This is a genomic window from Variovorax sp. 01N425 (genome assembly GCF_056399465.1).
The window spans coordinates 48,312-66,924 of record NZ_JBFTRJ010000001.1; the positions used below are offsets into that span (position 1 = coordinate 48,312).

At 68.0% G+C, this 18,613-nt stretch carries 18 protein-coding genes; 13 read left to right on the forward strand and 5 right to left on the reverse strand.

The window, feature by feature from the left end:
• The first annotated feature begins 22 nt into the window (after positions 1-22).
• From cysM to AC1DSC_RS00245, 3 genes are read left to right on the forward strand one after another with little or no spacing between them, the layout of a single operon-like run.
• Positions 23-925 carry a cysteine synthase CysM gene (gene cysM, locus AC1DSC_RS00235; protein ID WP_062362961.1) on the forward strand — a complete coding sequence of 301 codons (903 nt, stop codon included), beginning with the start codon at positions 23-25 and terminating at the stop codon, positions 923-925.
• 8 nt (positions 926-933) lie between these two features.
• Positions 934-1,512 carry an NUDIX hydrolase gene (locus tag AC1DSC_RS00240; RefSeq protein ID WP_062362958.1) on the forward strand — a complete coding sequence of 193 codons (579 nt, stop codon included), beginning with the start codon at positions 934-936 and terminating at the stop codon, positions 1,510-1,512.
• The gene (locus tag AC1DSC_RS00245; protein WP_012746445.1) at positions 1,502-1,729 is read left to right on the forward strand and encodes a sulfurtransferase TusA family protein; all 228 of its coding nucleotides are present in this window, start codon (positions 1,502-1,504) and stop codon (positions 1,727-1,729) included. The genes AC1DSC_RS00240 and AC1DSC_RS00245 overlap by 11 nt, the downstream gene beginning before the upstream one ends.
• Positions 1,730-1,769: 40 nt before the next feature.
• Here AC1DSC_RS00245 and galU read toward each other — a convergent pair whose 3' ends face one another.
• Entirely contained in the window at positions 1,770-2,660 is an 891-nt protein-coding gene (galU, locus tag AC1DSC_RS00250) for a UTP--glucose-1-phosphate uridylyltransferase GalU (protein WP_062362956.1), read from the reverse strand.
• A 109-nt stretch (positions 2,661-2,769) separates the two neighbouring features.
• Positions 2,770-5,649, reverse strand: a complete 2,880-nt coding sequence (locus tag AC1DSC_RS00255; protein ID WP_062362953.1) for a valine--tRNA ligase — start codon at positions 5,647-5,649, stop codon at positions 2,770-2,772.
• Between the two features lie 107 nt (positions 5,650-5,756).
• Between AC1DSC_RS00255 and yaaA the strand changes: the two genes are divergently transcribed.
• From yaaA to AC1DSC_RS00305, 10 genes are all read left to right on the forward strand, one after another.
• The gene (yaaA, locus tag AC1DSC_RS00260; RefSeq protein WP_062362950.1) at positions 5,757-6,539 is read left to right on the forward strand and encodes a peroxide stress protein YaaA; all 783 of its coding nucleotides are present in this window, start codon (positions 5,757-5,759) and stop codon (positions 6,537-6,539) included.
• A gap of 1 nt (position 6,540) precedes the next feature.
• Entirely contained in the window at positions 6,541-7,380 is an 840-nt protein-coding gene (locus tag AC1DSC_RS00265; protein WP_062362946.1) for a 2OG-Fe(II) oxygenase, read from the forward strand.
• 17 nt (positions 7,381-7,397) lie between these two features.
• Positions 7,398-8,297, forward strand: a complete 900-nt coding sequence (locus tag AC1DSC_RS00270; protein ID WP_062362943.1) for an alpha/beta fold hydrolase — start codon at positions 7,398-7,400, stop codon at positions 8,295-8,297.
• A complete protein-coding gene (gene queF, locus AC1DSC_RS00275; RefSeq protein ID WP_062362940.1) occupies positions 8,294-9,172 on the forward strand; it encodes an NADPH-dependent 7-cyano-7-deazaguanine reductase QueF in 879 nt (292 codons plus the stop codon). Before AC1DSC_RS00270 ends, queF begins: the two co-directional genes overlap by 4 nt.
• A gap of 118 nt (positions 9,173-9,290) precedes the next feature.
• Positions 9,291-10,196 (forward strand): SDR family NAD(P)-dependent oxidoreductase, encoded by a 906-nt coding sequence (locus tag AC1DSC_RS00280; protein WP_012746452.1) that lies wholly within the window; start codon positions 9,291-9,293, stop codon positions 10,194-10,196.
• Between the two features lie 96 nt (positions 10,197-10,292).
• Complete coding sequence (locus AC1DSC_RS00285; protein ID WP_062362937.1) at positions 10,293-11,183, forward strand: LysR family transcriptional regulator; 891 nt, start codon at positions 10,293-10,295, stop codon at positions 11,181-11,183.
• A 19-nt stretch (positions 11,184-11,202) separates the two neighbouring features.
• On the forward strand, positions 11,203-12,090 hold the full coding sequence (locus AC1DSC_RS00290) for a LysR family transcriptional regulator (protein WP_062362934.1): 888 nt from the start codon (positions 11,203-11,205) through the stop codon (positions 12,088-12,090).
• Positions 12,091-12,200: 110 nt separating this feature from the next.
• Positions 12,201-13,355, forward strand: coding sequence for a mandelate racemase/muconate lactonizing enzyme family protein (locus AC1DSC_RS00295; protein WP_062362931.1), 1,155 nt, complete (start codon positions 12,201-12,203; stop codon positions 13,353-13,355).
• 133 nt (positions 13,356-13,488) lie between these two features.
• The gene (locus tag AC1DSC_RS00300) at positions 13,489-14,496 is read left to right on the forward strand and encodes a tripartite tricarboxylate transporter substrate-binding protein (protein WP_259347634.1); all 1,008 of its coding nucleotides are present in this window, start codon (positions 13,489-13,491) and stop codon (positions 14,494-14,496) included.
• A complete protein-coding gene (locus AC1DSC_RS00305; protein WP_062362927.1) occupies positions 14,497-15,204 on the forward strand; it encodes an arylmalonate decarboxylase in 708 nt (235 codons plus the stop codon). It begins immediately after the preceding gene.
• Between the two features lie 6 nt (positions 15,205-15,210).
• Here AC1DSC_RS00305 and AC1DSC_RS00310 read toward each other — a convergent pair whose 3' ends face one another.
• Genes AC1DSC_RS00310 through AC1DSC_RS00320 form a run of 3 tightly spaced genes read right to left on the reverse strand, consistent with a single transcriptional unit; the run spans position 15,211 to position 18,542 of the window.
• Positions 15,211-16,575: an MmgE/PrpD family protein gene (locus AC1DSC_RS00310; protein WP_062362924.1), complete on the reverse strand. Its 1,365-nt coding sequence runs from the start codon at positions 16,573-16,575 to the stop codon at positions 15,211-15,213.
• Between the two features lie 9 nt (positions 16,576-16,584).
• Positions 16,585-17,748, reverse strand: a complete 1,164-nt coding sequence (locus AC1DSC_RS00315; RefSeq protein ID WP_012746459.1) for an acyl-CoA dehydrogenase family protein — start codon at positions 17,746-17,748, stop codon at positions 16,585-16,587.
• Entirely contained in the window at positions 17,745-18,542 is a 798-nt protein-coding gene (locus tag AC1DSC_RS00320) for a citryl-CoA lyase (protein ID WP_369664279.1), read from the reverse strand. The genes AC1DSC_RS00315 and AC1DSC_RS00320 overlap by 4 nt, the downstream gene beginning before the upstream one ends.
• Positions 18,543-18,613: the final 71 nt, after the last annotated feature.

Here is an 18,613-nt window from a genome sequence, read left to right on the forward strand (position 1 = left end):
AAATTATGGCACAGTGGCTGCCATGAATTATCCGACGATCGAAGACGCCATCGGCAAGACCCCCCTGGTGGCACTGCAACGCATCGATGCGGCCGAAAACGCCAGGCGCGGCAATGTCATCCTTGGCAAGCTGGAAGGCAACAATCCCGCGGGCTCGGTGAAGGATCGTCCTGCGCTTTCGATGATCAAGCGCGCCGAGGAGCGCGGCGAGATCAAGCCCGGCGACACGCTGATCGAAGCCACCTCGGGCAATACCGGCATCGCGCTGGCCATGGCCGCGGCCATCAAGGGCTACCGCATGGTGCTGATCATGCCGGAGGACCTGTCCGTCGAGCGCGCCCAGACCATGAAGGCCTTCGGCGCCGAGCTGGTGCTCACGCCCAAGAGCGGCGGCATGGAATACGCGCGCGACTTGGCCGAGCAGATGGTGGCGCAGGGCAAGGGCCGGGTGCTCGACCAGTTCGCCAATGCCGACAACCCGCGCATCCACTACGAGACCACCGGCCCCGAGATCTGGACCGACACCAAGGGCAAGATCACGCATTTCGTGAGCGCCATGGGCACCACCGGCACCATCACCGGCGTCTCTCGCTTCCTGAAGGAAAAGAACCCCGCGGTGCGCATCATCGGCGCGCAGCCGGCCGAAGGCTCGCGCATCCCGGGCATCCGCAAGTGGCCGGCCGAATACCTGCCCAAGATCTACGACCCGAGCCGGGTCGACGATGAAATCAGCGTGAGCCAGGACAACGCCGAGGAGATGTGCCGGCGCCTTGCGCGCGAAGAAGGCATCTTCGGCGGCATCTCCGCGGCCGGCGCGCTCTGGGTGGCGCTCGAGGTTGCCAAGACGGTCGAGAACGCGACCATCGTGTTCGTGGTGTGCGACCGCGGCGACCGGTACCTGTCGACCGGCGTCTTTCCCGCCTGACCGAAGCCATGGCCCATCCCAAGTTCTGCCAGGCCTGCGCCACGCCGCTCGAATGGATCGCGTTGATGGAAGACGGCGGTCCCAAGGAACGCCTGCGCTGCCCCTCCTGCGGCCACACGCACTGGAACAACCCCACGCCCGTGCTCGCGGCCATCGTCGAGTATCGCGGCCAGGTGCTGCTGGCGCGAAACGCCGCCTGGCCCGTGAAGATGTATGCGCTGATCACCGGCTTCATGGAAGCCGGCGAAACGCCCGAGGAAGGCATTGCGCGCGAGGTCAAGGAAGAAACCAACCTCGACGTGAGCGCGGCCAAGCTCGTCGGCGCGTACGACTTCCAGCGCATGAACCAGATCATCATCGCCTACCACGTGGTGGCCGATGGCGAGGTCAAGCTTTCGCCCGAGCTGCTGGACTACCGCCTCTACGACCTGCCCGACCTCAAGTGCTGGCCCGCGGGCACCGGCTATGCACTGGCCGACTGGCTGCGCACGCGGGGGCACGAGCCGGTGTTCTTTACCGCGGCGGAAAACGAGGAACGGCGGCGCGGCCTGAACCTGCCGCCCGAGGAGCCGAAGCATGCAGGTTGACCGCGAACTCGACACGCGGGGCCTGAACTGCCCGCTGCCCATTCTCAAGGCAAAGAAGTCGCTCAACGACATGGCGAGCGGCCAGCTGCTGAAGGTGGTGTCGACCGACCCGGGATCGCTGCGCGACTTCCAGGCCTTTGCGCGGCAGACCGGCAACGAGCTGGTCGAGCAGCAGACGATCGGCAGCGACTTCATCCACGTGCTGAAGAGGCGCTGAGCGCCAGAAAAGAAAAGGGCCCCGCCGGGGCCCTTTTTCTTCAGAGCTCCAGGCTCTTGAGGTATTCGCGGAACTGCCCGCCGACTTCGGGGTGCGCGAGCGCAAGCTCCACCGAGGCTTGCAGGAAGCCTTCCTTGCTGCCGCAGTCGTAGCGGATGCCCTTGTAGGCATAGGCGTAGACCGCTTCCTTCTTCATCAGCGCCGCGATGCCGTCGGTGAGCTGGATCTCGCCGCCCGCGCCCTTGGGCTGGTTGCGGATCTCGTCGAACACGGCGGGCGTGAGGATGTAGCGGCCCGCCACGCCAAGGCGCGAAGGTGCCTTGTCCGGCGAGGGCTTCTCGATCATGCGATCGACCTTCACGAGGTCGTCGCCGATCGATTCGCCCGCCACGATGCCGTAGCGCTTGACGTGTTCGAGCGGCACTTCCTGCACCGCGAGCACCGAAGCACCGAGCTTGCCGAAGGCGGCCGTCATCTGCGCGAGCACCGGTGCGCCGCCCACAGGGCCGACCATCAGGTCGTCGGCCAGCAGCACGGCGAAGGGCTCGTTGCCCACCAGGTGTTCGGCGCACAGCACTGCATGGCCGAGCCCCAGCATGCGCGGCTGGCGCACGTAGGAGCAGGTCATGTCGTCGGGCATGACCGAGCGCGCGATGTTGAGCAGTTCGAGCTTGCCGCTGGCCTCGAGCTGGCTCTCGAGTTCGTAGGCGGTGTCGTAGTGGTCTTCGATGGCACGTTTGTTTCGGCCAGTTACGAAAATCATGTCGCGAATGCCCGCCGCGTAGGCTTCCTCAACCGCGTACTGGATGAGTGGCTTGTCGACAACCGGCAGCATTTCCTTGGGCTGCGCCTTGGTGGCGGGCAGAAAGCGGGTGCCGAAACCTGCAACAGGAAATACGGCCTTGCGGATGCGTGTCGAGGGAGTGGGCATGGACAATTTGGGCGTCTGTTCGTTCAGTTGAAGAAGAAGGTTCGATGGATCAACGGCGGCACGGAAAGGCCGTCGTTGCCATGCTAAACCTTGCCCAGGCCCGCGTGTGTCAGCCGAGACGCACAAGCTGGTCGCGAAGACGCTCCAACATGGTGCTGAAATCGGCCAGGCGCTTGCGCTCCTGCTCGATCACGGCCGGCGGTGCCTTGGCCACGAAGGCTTCATTGCCGAGCTTGCCGTTCACCTTGAGGATCTCGCCCTCGATGCGGGCAATTTCCTTGCCGATGCGCGCGCGCTCGGCGGCCTTGTCGATCTCCATGTGCAGGCACAGGCGCGCCGTGCCGACCACGGCCACGGGCGCCGCTTCGGCCGCCGCCGACCAGGAAGCCTCGTCGTCGAAGACCTTCACTTCCTTGAGCTTGGCCAGTGCCTGCAGCACCGGCGCCGCGTCGCGCAGGAAGGCCGCGCCCTCGGCATCGTCGGCCACCGCATAGAGCGGCAGGCGCACCGCGGGCGACACGTTCATTTCGCCGCGCAGCGTGCGGCAGGCATCGACCAGCGCCTTCAGGCGCGCCACATGCGCTTCGGCTGCTTCGTCGATCTTCCCGGGCTGGCTTTGGGGGTAGGCCGCGACCATGATCGATTCGCCCTCGCGTCCGGCGACGGGCGCCACCTTCTGCCAGAGCTCCTCGGTGATGAACGGAATCACCGGGTGCGCGAGGCGCAGCAAGGCCTCGAGCGTGCGGATCAGCGTGCGGCGCGTGGCGCGCTTTTGCGCATCGTCGCCGGTCTGGATCTGCACCTTGGCGATCTCCAGGTACCAGTCGCAGAACTCGTCCCAGGCGAACTGGTAGATGGCGTTGGCCACGTTGTCGAGCCGGTATTCCTCGAAGCCCTTGGCCACTTCGGCCTCGACGCGCTGCAGCTGCGATGCGATCCAGAAATCGGCGCGGCTGAACTTCAGGTAGCCGTGCGCCGGGCCGCCGACCGCGCATTCTTCCTTCGTGTGCTCGCGCAGGCCGCAGTCCTGCCCCTCGCAGTTCATCAGCACGAAGCGCGTGGCGTTCCAGAGCTTGTTGCAGAAGTTGCGGTAGCCCTCGCAGCGCTTGCTGTCGAAGTTGATGCTGCGGCCGAGCGAGGCCAGCGACGCGAAGGTGAAGCGCAGCGCATCGGCGCCGAAGGCCGGAATGCCATCGGGAAATTCCTTCTGCGTGTTCTTGCGCACGGCAGGCGCGGTCTCGGGCTTGCGCAGGCCCTGCGTGCGCTTGTCGAGCAGTTCGGGCAGCGCGATGCCGTCGATCAGGTCGACCGGGTCGAGCACGTTGCCTTCGGACTTGCTCATCTTCTTGCCCTGTGCGTCGCGCACCAGGCCGTGGATGTAGACGTCCTTGAACGGCACCTTGCCGGTGAAGTGCTTGGTCATCATGATCATCCGGGCGACCCAGAAGAAGATGATGTCGTAGCCCGTCACGAGCACCGTGGAGGGCAGGTACAGCGCGAGGTCCTCGGTCTTCTCGGGCCAGCCGAGCGAGGAGAAGGGCACCAGCGCGGACGAATACCAGGTGTCGAGCACGTCCTCGTCGCGGCGAAGCGTCTTGCCCGGGGCCTTGGCCTGCGCCTCGGCCTCGTCATGCGCCACGTACACCTTGCCGTCCTCGTCGTACCAGGCCGGGATCTGGTGGCCCCACCAGAGCTGGCGCGAGATGGTCCAGTCCTGGATGTTCTCCATCCAGTGGTTGTAGGTGTTGACCCAGTTCTCGGGCACGAAGCGCACCTCGCCGGTCTTCACCACGTCGATGGCCTTCTGCGCGATCGAGGTGCCGTCGGCGCCCGGACGCGTCATGGCCACGTACCACTGGTCGGTGAGCATCGGCTCGACGATGGCGCCGGAGCGCGCGCAGCGCGGCACCATGAGCTTGTGCTTCTTCACCTCGACCAGGAGGCCGAGCGCATCGAGGTCGGCCACGATGGCCTTGCGCGCCACGAAGCGGTCCATGCCGCGGTACTTCTCGGGCGCGTTGTCGTTGATGGTGGCGTCCAGCGCGAGGATGCCGATCAGCTCGAGCTTGTGGCGCTGGCCGACCGCGTAGTCGTTGTAGTCGTGCGCGGGCGTGACCTTGACCACGCCGGTGCCGAATTCCTTGTCGACGTAGTCGTCGGCAATGATCGGAATCAGCCGGTCCACCAGCGGCAGCCGCACCTGCTTGCCGATCAGCGGCCGGTAGCGCTCGTCCTCGGGGTGGACCATCACGGCCGTGTCGCCGAGCATGGTCTCGGGCCGCGTGGTGGCCACCGTGAGCGTGCCGCTGCCGTCTGCCAGCGGATAGGCGATGTGCCAGAGCGAGCCGTCTTCCTCTTCGCTCTCCACTTCGAGGTCGCTCACCGAGGTCTTGAGCACCGGGTCCCAGTTGCCCAGCCGCTTGCCGCGGTAGATCAGGCCTTCTTCATAGAGCGAGACGAAGGTCTGCGTGACCACCTTGGACAGGTCGTCATCCATCGTGAAGTATTCGCGGCTCCAGTCGACCGTGTCGCCCATGCGGCGCATCTGCTCGGTGATGGTGTTGCCCGACTTTTCCTTCCATTCCCACACGCGTGCCACGAAGTTCTTGCGGCCGAGGTCGTGGCGGCTGATCTTCTGTTCCTGCAGCTGGCGCTCCACCACGATCTGCGTCGCGATGCCCGCATGGTCGGTGCCCGGCACCCACAGCGTGTTGTCGCCCTTCATGCGGTGGTAGCGCGCCAGGCTGTCCATGATGGTCTGGTTGAACGCATGGCCCATGTGCAGCGTGCCTGTCACGTTGGGCGGCGGCAGCTGGATGGCGAAGGAATCGGCGCCCTTCTTGGGCGCCTGCGTGCCGCGAAAGCCCGCCTTGGCGTAGCCGCGCTTCTCCCACTCGGGGGCCCAGTGCGCCTCGATGGCGGCGGGTTCGAACGACTTGGAGAGGCTCTCCAGTCCAGGCTGGGCGGAAGGGGTGGTGGGTTCGCTCATGGGAAATGCAGAAGCGGCGCCTTCGGGGGTGCCGTGGGGACAAGATGGGATAGCCGGCGATTTTACCGGGGCCGCCCCGGGGCAGGCCCACCCCACATAATTCCGGGATGCTCTTCCTGCTCTCCCCTGCGAAATCGCTTGACTACGACACCCCCGTTCCCACCGAAGTCCCCGCCACCCAACCCCATTTCGAAGCCCCCCGCGGCCCCTCGGCCGAACTGATCAAGCTGCTGCGCGAGAAGTCGCCGCAGCAGATCTCCGAACTCATGCACCTGTCGGACAAGCTCTCCGCGCTGAACGTGGCGCGCTACCAGGCCTGGTCCGGCAAGAGCACGCCGAAGAATGCGCGCCAGGCCGCCTTCGCGTTCGATGGCGACGTCTACGGCGGGCTCGATGCGCGCTCGCTCACGCCCGCGCAGCTGGCCTGGGCGCAGGAGCACGTTTGCATCCTGAGCGGCCTCTACGGCCTGCTGCGTCCGCTCGACCTGCTGCAGCCCTACCGGCTGGAGATGGGCACGCCGCTTGCCAATCGGCACGGCAAGGACCTGTATGCCTTCTGGGGCGCGCGCATTGCGGAGCACCTGAACCAGCGCCTGGCGGCGGACCGCACGCCCGTGGTGGTCAATGTGGCCTCGCAGGAGTACTTCAGGTCGGTGGACCGGAAGGCGCTCAAGGCGCGCGTGGTCGAATGCGTGTTCGAGGAGTGGAAGGGCGACCGCTACAAGATCGTGAGCTTCTACGCCAAGCGCGCCCGCGGCCTGCTCGCGCGCTGGGCGGTGCTGCACAAGGCCGCCACGCCCAAGGCGCTGGAAAAATTCGATCTCGAGGGTTATGGTTTCGATGCCACGGCGTCGACGGCCGAAAGGCTGGTGTTCAGAAGGAAGACTTGATATGTCGCAACCGATCAGTCCGGAGCTCCGGGAATGGCTGGTGTCGCAGCTCGCGGCGGGGCATTCGGTGCCTGCGCTGCGGGCCTCGATGCGCGCGGCCGGCTGGCAGGACGCGGCCACCGACCTGGCGCTGGCGCAGCTCGAGGCCGGCTTTCCCCACGTGGAGGTGGCCAGGCCGCGGCGCACCGAGATGCCCGGTCCCGACCTCGAAGGCGCGCCGCTGTACATCGACGCGGGCGACCGCCGCGTGCAGGTGCTGCAGACCATGCGGCATCCGCGCGTCGTCGTGTTCGGCAACCTGTTGTCGCCCGAGGAGTGCGAAGGGCTGATTGCCGCCGCGCGGGTGCGGCTGGCGCGCTCGCTCACGGTCGAGACGCGCACCGGCGGCGAGGTGCTCAACGTCGACCGCACCAGCGAGGGCATGTTCTTCGAGCGCGGCGAGAACGACATCGTCGCGCGCCTCGAGCAGCGCATTGCCGCGCTGCTGCGCTGGCCGGTGGAGTTTGGCGAAGGCCTGCAGATCCTGCGCTATGCGCCCGGCGCCCAGTACCGGCCGCACTACGACTACTTCGACCCCGGCGAGCCCGGCACGCCCACCATCCTCAAGCGCGGCGGCCAGCGCGTGGCCACGCTCGTGATGTACCTGCAGGAGCCCGATCAGGGCGGCGCCACCACCTTCCCCGACGTAGGCCTGGAAGTGGCGCCCGTGCGCGGCACCGGCGTGTTCTTCAGCTACGAGGATCCCGACCCCGCCACCCGCACGCTGCATGGCGGCGCGCCCGTGCTCGCGGGCGAGAAGTGGGTCGCCACCAAGTGGTTGCGCGAACGCGAATTCAAATAAACAGACACGGGAGCGCCATGAAGCTGCTGGCCAACGGATTGCAGATCGAGGTCGACGACACCGGCGGCGAAGGCCGCCCGGTGGCCCTGCTCATCATGGGCCTGGGCATGCAGCTGGTCGGCTGGCCGCAGGACTTCGTGCAGGCGCTGGTCGATGCGGGCTTTCGCGTGGTGCGCCACGACAACCGCGACATCGGCCTGAGCCAGGGCTTCGACCATGCGGGCACCGGCAACATCGTGTGGGAGAGCATTCGACAGAAGCTGGGCCTGCAGGTCCGATCGGCCTACACCTTGCAGGACATGGCGCGCGATTCGCTGGGCGTGCTCGACGCATTGGGCATCAAGCAGGCGCACGTCATCGGCGCCTCGATGGGCGGCATGATCGCGCAGCACCTGGCCGCCGAAGCGCCCGAGCGCGTGGCCAGCCTCGTGAGCATCATGAGCTCCAGCGGCGCGCGCGGCCTGCCCGGACCGCGCAGCGACGTGGCCGCCATGCTGCTGCGCCGGCCGCTGGGCGGCGGCGAGGCCGAGCTGGTGGCGCACAGCATCCGGCTGCTCAGGCTCATCCAGAGCCCCGCCTATCCGCAAAGCACCGAGGCGCTGGCAGAGCGCCTCACCTTCAGCATGCGCCGCGCCTACCGCCCGGCCGGCATGTTCCGCCAGATGCTCGCCATTGGCGCCGATGCGCGCCGCCCCGAAGTGCTGCCGCGCATCAAGTGCCCGACGCTGGTGCTGCACGGCGAAGCCGATGCGCTGGTGCCGATGGCCTGCGGCCTGGATACCGCCAAGCGCATTCCGGGCGCAAAGTTCGTCAGCATTCCCGGCATGGGCCACGACCTGCCGCCCGAGGTCTGCGCGATCCTCGCCCACCACATCGCGCCGTTCCTGCATGCGGCCGAAGAACACCACAAGCCATGAGCCTCGACAACATCCCCCCCGCCAACCCCAACACGCCCGAGCAGTCGCAGCTGGGCCGCGCCTCGGCCTATGCCGACAGGTACGACCCCTCGCTGCTCTTTCCGATTGCGCGCAGCACCCAGCGCGAAGCCATGGGCATCGCCGCCGGCGCGCTGCCCTTCTTCGGCGCCGATCTCTGGACCGCCTTCGAGGTGAGCTGGCTCAACCTGCGCGGCAAGCCGCAGCTGGCCATCGCGCACTTCACCATCCCCTGCGAAACGCCCAACATCATCGAGAGCAAGTCGTTCAAGCTGTATCTCAACAGCTTCAACAGCAGCGCCTTCGCGAGCGTCGAGGCGGTGCGAGACCGCCTGCGCGCCGACCTGTCCGAGGCGCTCTGGCGCGGCAGCGACCAATCGGCCGGCATCGGCGTGAAGCTGCTGGCACCCGACATGTTCGACCGCGAGCCGGTGCACGAACTCGACGGCCTGGACCTCGACCGGCTCGACATCGAGTGCACCCACTACCAGCCCGCGCCCGAACTGCTGTCCAGCGACAGCACCCAGCCGCCGGTGAACGAGACGCTCACGAGCCGCCTGCTCAAGAGCAACTGCCTCGTCACCGGCCAGCCCGACTGGGGCAGCGTGCAGATCCGCTACAGCGGCCCGGCCATCGACCAGGCCGGCCTGCTCGCATACATCGTGAGCTTTCGCAACCACAACGAGTTCCACGAACCCTGCGTGGAGCGCATGTTCACCGACATCTGGCGCCGCTGCCAGCCCAACAAGCTCGCCGTGTATGCGCGCTACACGCGGCGCGGCGGGCTCGACATCAATCCGTTCCGCACCAGCTGGCCGCAGGCGCTGCCGCCGAACATCCGCACCGCGCGGCAATAAGGGAGGGGCAAGGGCGCCGCCGAAGCCCCTCTTCGGAAATCCGGAACCCGCAGCGCGGCCCCTGTGGCATTCTGGAACTGCCCGCGACACTGCGGGCGGCTATCCGGAGCAGACACACATGGTTGAAGGAAAAGTAGTCGTCGTCACCGGCGCGGGCGGCGGCATCGGGCGCGACATCGCGCTGGCCATGGCGAGCCATGGCGCCAAGGTGGTGGTGAACGACATCGGCGCGGCCCTTGATGGTGCGGGCGGCAGCGCCGGCCCCGCGCAGCAGGTGGTCGACGAGATCCGCGCTGCGGGCGGCCAGGCCGTGCCCAACACCGACAGCGTGGCCGATGCGGCCAGCGCGGCGCGCATCGTCGAGTGCGCGGTCGAGAGCTTCGGGCGCATCGATGCGGTGGTCAACAACGCCGGCATCCTGCGCGACCGGTTCTTCCACAAGATGTCGGTCGACGAGTGGGACGCCGTGCTCAAGGTGCACCTGTACGGCGCCTACTACGTGAGCCGCGCGGCCGCCACGCACTTCAAGGAGCAGAACTCGGGCGCGATGGTGCACATGACCTCGACCTCGGGCCTCATCGGCAACTACGGCCAGGCCAACTATGCGGCGGCCAAGCTCGGCATCGTGGCACTGTCGAAGTCGATCGCGCTCGACATGCTCAAGTTCAACGTGCGCTCCAACTGCATCGCACCGTTTGCATGGAGCCGCATGATCGGCGCCATTCCCACCGACACCGACGAGCAGCGCGCCCGCGTCGACAAGATCAAGCAGATGACGCCCGCCAAGGTGGCGCCGCTCGCGGTGTACCTGGCAAGCGATGCGGCCGGCGCGGTCAACGGCCAGATCTTCTCGGTGCGCAACAACGAGATCTCGCTCATCAGCCAGCCGCGGCCGGTGCGCTCCATCCATCGCTCCGAGGGCTGGACCCCGCAGAGCATTGCCGAGCACGCCATGCCGGCCATGCGCGCGAGCTTCCATCCGCTGGACCGCTCGGCCGACGTGTTCAGCTGGGACCCGGTCTGAGCGGGGCCCGCTCCTGAGGTCAAACCCTGAGGCCGGCGCGCGCGGCGCCATTCGCCGGACAATGCACGCTTCCTTTCTTTCTGGCGCGCTTGTCCGGTGAACCTGCATTTCGACCTGTTCGACCTGAAACTGTTCGTCTACGTGGCGGACGCGCGCAGCCTCACGCGCGGCGCCGAGAAGGCCTGCATCTCGCTGGCGGCCGCCTCCACCCGCATCAAGCAGATGGAAGAGGCCGTGGGCGGCAAGCTGCTGCACCGAAGTGCGCAGGGCGTGAGCCTCACGGCGGCAGGGCAGGCGGTGCTCTACCACGCCAAGCGCGTGATGCAGCAGATGGAGCACCTGCGCTGCGACATGCAGGATTTCGGCAAGGGCATCAAGGGCCATGTGCGCGTGTTCGCCAACACCACCTCCATCACCGAATACCTGCCGCAGAAGCTGGCCGGCTTTCTCACGCAGCATCCGGCGGTGCAGGTGGACCTGCGCGAATACCTGAGCGAGGAGATCGTGCGCGCCGTGGCCGACGGCGAGGCCGACATCGGCATCCTGGCCGGCGACGTGCACACCGGCGAACTCGACGCGCGCCCCTTCGGCCGCAACCAGCTGGTGCTGGTGGTGCCCGCTGCGCACCACCTGGCGGGTGCGGCCTCGGTGGCCTTTGCCGACACGCTCGACGAGCAGCACGTGGGCCTGCACCACGGCAGCGCCATCCACCGCTTCCTGCAGCGCCGGGCCGAGCTGGCCGGCCGCGGCTTCAACCCGCGCATCCAGGTCAGCAGCTTCGAGGCGATCTGCCTGATGATCGAGGCGGGCGTGGGGGTGGGCGTGCTGCCGGCCTCGTCGGCGCAGCGGCTGTCGATGGCGATGCGCATCGCGACCGTGGCGCTCAGCGATGCCTGGGCCGAGCGCGAGCTCAAGCTCATCGCACGCAGCCGCGAGCAGCTGCCGGCCTCGGCGCGCGAGCTGTTCGACCACCTCGTTGCGCCCTGAAGAAGAAGGCGCGCAGGCCATGTCCGCCGACCTGAAGTCGCTGCGCCTGTTCGTGACCGTGGCCGACCACGGCAGCATCAGCGAAGGCGCCAAGCGCTGCCACATCGCGCTCGCGGCCGCGAGCAAGCGCATCTCCGACCTGGAAGCCCGCGCGCGGCTGCCGCTGCTGGTGCGCCATGCGCGCGGCGTGACGCTCACTTCGGCCGGCCACGGCCTGCTGCTGCATGCGCGCGCCGTGCTCTCGGCCATGGACCGGCTCGGCGCCGAGCTCGACGACTTCCAGAACGGCGTGGCGGGCGTGGTCAGCATCACGGCCAACGCGTCCACCATCGCGCAGTTCCTGCCCGCGCAGATCGGCTCCTTCCTGCGGCTGCATCCGGTGCTCAAGATCGACCTGCAGGAGCGCGCCAGCACCGAGGTCGTGAAGGCCGTGCAGGCCGGCCTGGCGGACATCGGCGTGATCGAGGGCAACACGCCCGCCGACATGCTCGAATGCCTGCCCTACCGCAGCGACGAACTGGCCGTGGTGGTGGCGCGCGACCATCCGCTGGCCCGCCGCAAGCGCATCGGCGTGGAGGAGGTGCTGCGGCACGACCATATCGTGGTGCGCGAAGGCACGGCGCTGCACCGCGTGCTGCTGAACGCGGCGCTGGAGGCGCAGCTGCCGCTCAAGGTGCGCATGCAGGTGGGCAGCTTCGACATGGTGTGCCGCATGGTGGAGCAGGGCGTGGGCATCGGCGTGCTGCCTTATGCGGCCATCCTGCCGCAGCTGCAGATACTGAAGCTGCGCTGCCTCAAGCTCGATGCGCCGTGGGCGGTGCGCCGCCACCTGCTGTGCGTGCGGCGGCAGCAGGACCTGACCGCGGCCGCGCGCTCGGTGCTGGAGCATCTCGGCCGGCCGGACTGAGCCCCGAGCCTTCGCGCGGCGCGAAGCCTCGCGCCCGCCAAAAACGAATTGTTCTCCGCGGCCTGCGCACCAAGAATCGTGCAGCCGAAGCAAAGCAACAGGAGACGTTCTTGAAGATCATCCGCGTCAGCGCCACGCCGCTGAACATTCCCGTCACCATCGATGTGCTGGGGCTCAACCAGCAGACCTCGCTGTCGCTCTGCCTGACCGAGATCGAGACCGACACCGGCCTTGTCGGCCATGGCATGACGGCCATCACCGAAGAAGAAATCATTGCCGCTGCCGTGCGCGAGGTGGCCGGCCCGGCATTGATCGGCGAAGACCCGATGGCCACCGAGCGCCTGTGGGACAAGCTCTACTGGCTGCTCTCGCCGCGCGGCCAGACCGGCTATGCGAGCCACGCCATCGCCGCGCTCGACATCGCGCTGTGGGACCTGAAGGCCAGGGCGCTCGGCCAGCCGCTGTGGCGCCTGCTGGGCGGTGCGCGCTCCAAGGTGCCGGTCTATGCGACCTTCGGCTTCGGCTTCTTCGAGCGCGACCAGCTCGCCGCCGCCGCCAAGCTCTGGGTCTCGCAGGGTTTCCGGCGCCTGAAGATGACGGTCGGTGGCCATGCGCTCGCGCGGCGCGACGAGCCGCGGCCCATCGACGAGGTCATTGCCGAGGACGTGCGCCGCGTGGCGGCCGTGCGCGAGGCGGTCGGTCCTGATGTGAAGCTGTACGTCGACGCCAACTGCGGCCTCGACCTGTTCCACGCCACCGAACTCGCGCGCCGCATCGAGCCCTACGGCATCAGCTTCTTCGAGGAGCCGCTCACGCAGAACGACGTGCGGCAGATGGCCCAGCTGCGCGCGCGCACCAGCATTCCGCTGGCCTGCGGGCAGAACGAAGGGCTGGCCTTCCGCTTCCGCGACCTGCTGGTGAACCAGGCGGCCGACGTGCTGCAGCCCAACGTGACCATCTCGGGCGGCTATTCGCAGTGCCTGAAGATCGCGGGCATGGCCGCGGCCTTCAACGTGCCGATCGACAACGGCGGTGCCTGGCCCTTCCACAACATGCACCTGCATGCGGGCGTGTCGAACGGCGGCATGGCCGAATACCACTACGTGGCCGTGCAGATGCTCAAGCAGGTCTTCGACGGCCTGCCGGTGCCGCAGGACGGCTGGCTGCAGCTGCCCGAGACGCCGGGCCTGGGCTTCGCGCCCAATGCGGATCGCGTGCGCGAGCTTGCGAAGCTGCCGACTTCGCGCGGCAAGGGCAAAGCATAAAAATGGACGCTCCCCGAAGCGCCTTGGGCGCTTCCCCCCACTGGGGGCGCACCCGGCGGCCCGGCAAAGCCGGTTCCGCGGGTGCACTTGAACGAGCCGCGCAGACGGCCGCTGATCGATGACCATTGGAGACATGATGAAAGCCAGAGAGATTGCTCGCCCTGCACGCCGCCAGGCGCTGCGTGCCGCCATGGCCCTGGGCCTTGCGGGTGCGCTCGCCGCGCCCGCCGCCTGGGCCCAGAAGTACCCCGACAAGCCGATCCGCCTCGTGGTCGGCTATTCGGCCGGCGGCGGCGTCGATGCGGTCGCGCGCCTGCTCGGCACGCGCCTGTCGGCGGTGCTCGGCCAGCAGGTGATGGTCGACAACCGCACCGGCGCCACCGGCATGATCGCCGCCGAATACGTCGCCAAGTCGGCGCCGGACGGCTACACGCTGATGATGGGCGACAGCGCGCTGCTGGCCGCCAAGCTGCTGCAGCCGAAGGCGCCGGTCGATCCGCTCACCAGCTTCAGGCCCGTCGCGGGCGCCTTCGTCTCGCCGCTGATGATCGTCACAGGCAACGACTTCCCGGCCAGGACGCCGGCCGAATTCGTGAAGGAGATCAAGGCCCGGCCGGGACACTATTCCTACGCCACCTCGGGCGTGGGCACGGTGCACCACCTGGGCTTCGAGATGCTCAAGCAGACCAGCGGCAGCAGGGTGGTGCACGTGCCCTACCGCGGCGCCGCGCAGATCGTGCCCGACGTGGTCGGCGGGCAGGTGCCCATCGGCGTGGTCAGCGCCACGGCCGGCATGGCGCAGGCCAAGGCCGGCAAGCTGCGCGCGATCGCACTGATGAACACCGCGCGGCTCGAAGGCGCCGAGAGCGTGCCGCCGCTGGCCGATGCGCTGCCGGGCTTCGACGTGGCGCCGCGCATCTTCGTGCTCGCGCCCGCCGGCACGCCCGACGAGATCGTCGACAGGCTCTCGGCCGCGGTGAAGACCGTGCTCGACACGCCCGACGCCGGCGCCGCGGCAGCCGCGCAAGGCACGCTGCGCGCCTACGCCACGCCGGCGCAGCTCGGCAAGGACATGGCGGAGGAGACGAAGCGCTGGCAGCGCATCATTGCCGAGCAGAACATCGTGGCGGAGGGCAAGTAGATGGCGCGGCCGCACCTGGGCCTGATCGTGCCGCCGGCCGCCGGCGCGGTGCCGGTGGACGGCCCGCTGCTCTACGGCGAGCGCATCCGCTTTTCAGCAAGAGGCTTGGGACTCGGCGAAATCTCGACCCGCGGCTACACCGAAGTGATCGACTCGGTCGTCGACAAAGCGCTGGAACTCAAGGCGGAGGGCGCCAGCGCCGTCTCCCTCATGGGCACGTCGCTGAGCTTCTTCCGCGGCGTCGCCTTCACGCGTCAACTCCAGCGCGAGATGGAACAGGCGACGGACCTGCCTTGCACGACGATGAGCGACGCCATCATCGCGGGCCTGCATCACCTGAAGGTTCGGCGCGTGGCCGTCGCCACCGCCTACATCGACGAGGTCAACACGCAGCTGCGAACCTATCTCGAACAGAGCGACTTCGAACCGCTGGCGCTCGAAGGCCTCGCCATCTCCGATGTGCAGGCCGTGGGCCAGGTGCCGACCGAGGTGCTGGTCGACCTGTGCCTCAAGGTGTTCGAGGACCAGCCCGGCGCCGATGGCCTCCTCATCTCGTGCGGGGGCCTCGTCACGCTCGATGCCGTGCGCGAGGTCGAGGCGCGCCTGCAGGTGCCCGTGGTGTCCAGTTCGCCCGCGGGCTTCTGGGACCTCGTGCGCACCGCCGGGCTCGATGCGCGCTCGCCGGGGCAGGGCCGATTGTTCGCCTGAAGGGCCTCAGCCGAGCCAGCGGCCCACGCGCGGCGCAGACTCGAGCTGCCAGATGCGTTGGCACAGCGCCTTCGCCTCGTCGGCCGTGGCGCCCTCGCCGTAGTGCGCAAGGCGCTGCATCTTGTCCTCGATCTCGGCGCGGCTCAGGCTGTTGCCCGGGTCGCCCTTGGGCTCGTCGACGCGGCCGGCCAGCGTGCGGCCGTCGCGGGTCTGCACGCTGACCTTGCCGATCCAGCGCGCGGGGTAGGCGGTGTCGACCTCGGCGTCGAGTTCCATCGCCACCTTGTCGCGGAACGTGGCCACCTCGGGCGCGAGAAAGTCGCGGTCGAATTCGCCCAGGCCGGCGCGGCCATGCACCGCGATCAGGCCCAGCACCGTGCCCATCGAGAACTTGCCCTGGTGCACGGTGGCCGGCACCGTGACCCGGCCCAGCACGTCGATGGCGCCCTGGTGCACATGCGCGGTCACGCGGGCCACGTCGCCGTGCGCGAGCTGGTGCTCGCTCATCACCTGCAGCAGCGCATCGGCCGCGGGATGCGTGTGGCGGCAGGAGGCGTGGTACTTGAACGAGGTTTCGGCCAGCGCCCAGCGCGTGCCGAGGCGGTCGGTGAGCCGTGCCGGATCGGCATCGCTCGACATGCCCACGCCCAGGCCCTGCGCGCCTTCGAGCACTTTCGCCGCGCCCGTGAAGCCGTCCTGCGCGAGGTAGGCCGACATCAGTCCGCTCGCGGCCGCATGCGCGCAGTGCAGCTGCTTCGAATCGGCCGCATCGCGCAGGAATTCCCAAACGCCGGCCGACTGCGTGCCGGCCGAGCCGAAGGCGTGCAGCATCTGCTGCGGCGCGAGTTCGAGCAGCCGGCCCACTGCCGCGGCAGCCGCGAGCGTGCCCGCCGTCGCGGTGGTGTGGAAAGTCTTGTAGTGCGAGCGGCCCAGGAACTCGCCCACGCGGATGCCGACTTCGTAGCCCGCGACCACGGCCGTCAGCAGCTGCGCACCGCTGGCGCCGATGCTCTGCGCCACGGCCAGTGCGGGCGCAATGACCACGGCCGCGGGATGGAACACCGAACCGTTGTGCACATCGTCCTGCTCCACGTAGTGCGAGGCCGCGGCGTTGACGAGCGCGGCGAACACTGGCGAAGTGGTGCGGCGCGAGGTGAGCATTTCGCTCGGCCCCTCGGCCGGCCCCATCGTCTGCGCGAAGCGCTCGATGCTGCGTACCGGCCGCGCCGTGCGCGCCGCGAGCACCGAGCCCAGCCAGTCGAGCATCAGGTCCTCGGTGCGGCGCAGCACGGGGGCGGGAATGTCCGCTAACTTGAGTTCGGCGGCGAAGGTGGCGAGATCCCGGCTGGGATGATTCGATGAGGTGGTCATGGAGTGCCTTCAGAACGAACGCGGCAGGCCGAGCATGTGCTCCGCCACGTAGCTCAGGATGAGGTTGGTCGAGATCGGTGCCACCTGGTAGAGCCGCGTCTCGCGGAACTTGCGCTCGATGTCGTATTCGCACGCAAAGCCGAAGCCGCCATGGAACTGCAGGCAGGCATTGGCCGCCTCCCAGCTGGCCTTGGCCGCCAGGTACTTTGCCATGTTGGCCTGTGCGCCGCAGGGCTCGCGCGCATCGAACAGGCGGCAGGCCTCGTAGCGCATGAGGTTGGCGGCCTCTATCTCGATGAAGGCCTCGGCAATCGGAAACTGCACGCCCTGGTTCTGGCCGATGGGCCGGCCGAACACCACGCGCTCCTTGGTGTAGGCCGTGACCTTGTCGATGAACCAATAGCCGTCGCCGATGCATTCGGCCGCGATCAGCGTGCGCTCGGCATTGAGGCCGTCGAGGATGTACTTGAAGCCCTGGCCCTCTTCGCCGATCAGGTTCTCGGCCGGGATCTCGAGGTTCTCGAAGAACAGCTCGTTGGTCTCGTGGTTCACCATGTTCAGGATGGGCCGCACCGTCATGCCTTGGCCGATGGCCTCGCGCAGGTCGACGATGAAGATCGACATGCCTTCGGATTTCTTCTTGACCTCCGCAAGCGGCGTGGTGCGCGCCAGCAGGATCATCAGGTCCGAATGCTGGATGCGCGAGATCCACACCTTCTGGCCGTTGACGACGTAGCGGTCGCCCTTCTTCACGGCCGTGGTCTTGATCCTGGTGGTGTCGGTGCCGGTGCTGGGCTCGGTCACGCCCATCGACTGCAGGCGCAGCTCGCCAGTGGCGATGCGCGGCAGGTAGTTGCGCTTCTGCGCCTCGCTGCCGTGGCGCAGCAGCGTGCCCATGTTGTACATCTGGCCGTGGCAGGCGCCCGAGTTGCCGCCCGAGCGGTTGATCTCTTCCATGATCACCGAGGCTTCGGTGAGCCCGAGGCCGGAGCCGCCGTATTCCTGTGGAATGAGCGCGGCCATCCAGCCGGCTTTGGTGAGCGCGTCGACGAATTCGGCCGGGTAGCCGCGCGCCTCGTCGATCTTGCGGAAGTACTCGTTGGGAAACTGCGCGCACAGGTCGCGCACGGCATCGCGGATGTCGGCAAAGCGGGTGTCGTTGTGGTTGTTCATCTCGTCCAATCCTGGCGCGGGCCGCCGGCTTCCTTTTCGACGCGCTGCCAGATCTCGATGGCCATCGGGTCGTCGATTTCCTCCAAGAGGTGGCCCACGAGCCCGATGGCGCGCGCCATCACGCCGAGGCCGCGGATGATCTTCCACGGAAAGCCGAACTCGGCCGCAATCGCACCGATGGCGCCCGTCGCATTGATGGGCAGCGACTTGCCCGAGACGCGCTCGGCCTCCTGCTGCACCGCCTGCATCAGCGCCACGTAATGGCCCGAGAGGCCGTTCTCCTCGGCGATCTGGAACAGGCGCGGCGTGCGCGGGTCGATCGGCTTGTGCAGCGGATGCCCGAGGCCCGGCACGATCTGCTTGCGCGCGCGATGGTCGGCCACGATGTCCTTCGCCATGTCGGCCAGTGGCCGCGCCGGCTTCTCGCCGAAGGGAATGGCCTCGTAGAGCATCCTGGCTGCGCCTTCGGTGCTGCCCACGAACACCGTGCCCAGGCCGCACAGGCCCGCGGCCACCGCAGCCTGCAGCGCCTCGGGCGCGCCTGCATAGGTGAGGCGCGCGGCCAGCGCGCTGGGCGTGATGCCATGCTCGACCAGCGTGACGACGATGGCGTTGAAAGTGACCGACTCCTGCGGTGTCGGGATGCGGCCCGTGAGCTCCAGGAAGGCCATGTCGCCGAGGTTCAGGTGGCCCAGGATCTCGGAGGGCAGGTCGCGCCCGCGCACGGTGATTCGGTCGGGCGTGCTGTGGCCGAGCTCGGTGTGCAGGGATTTCTTGATCTTTGTGGTGGTCATGTGCCGAATCTATGCCGCCCTCGCGCGAGGCGGGTCTGTGAATGCGAAACCCTCCCTTCGGCAAATGCAAA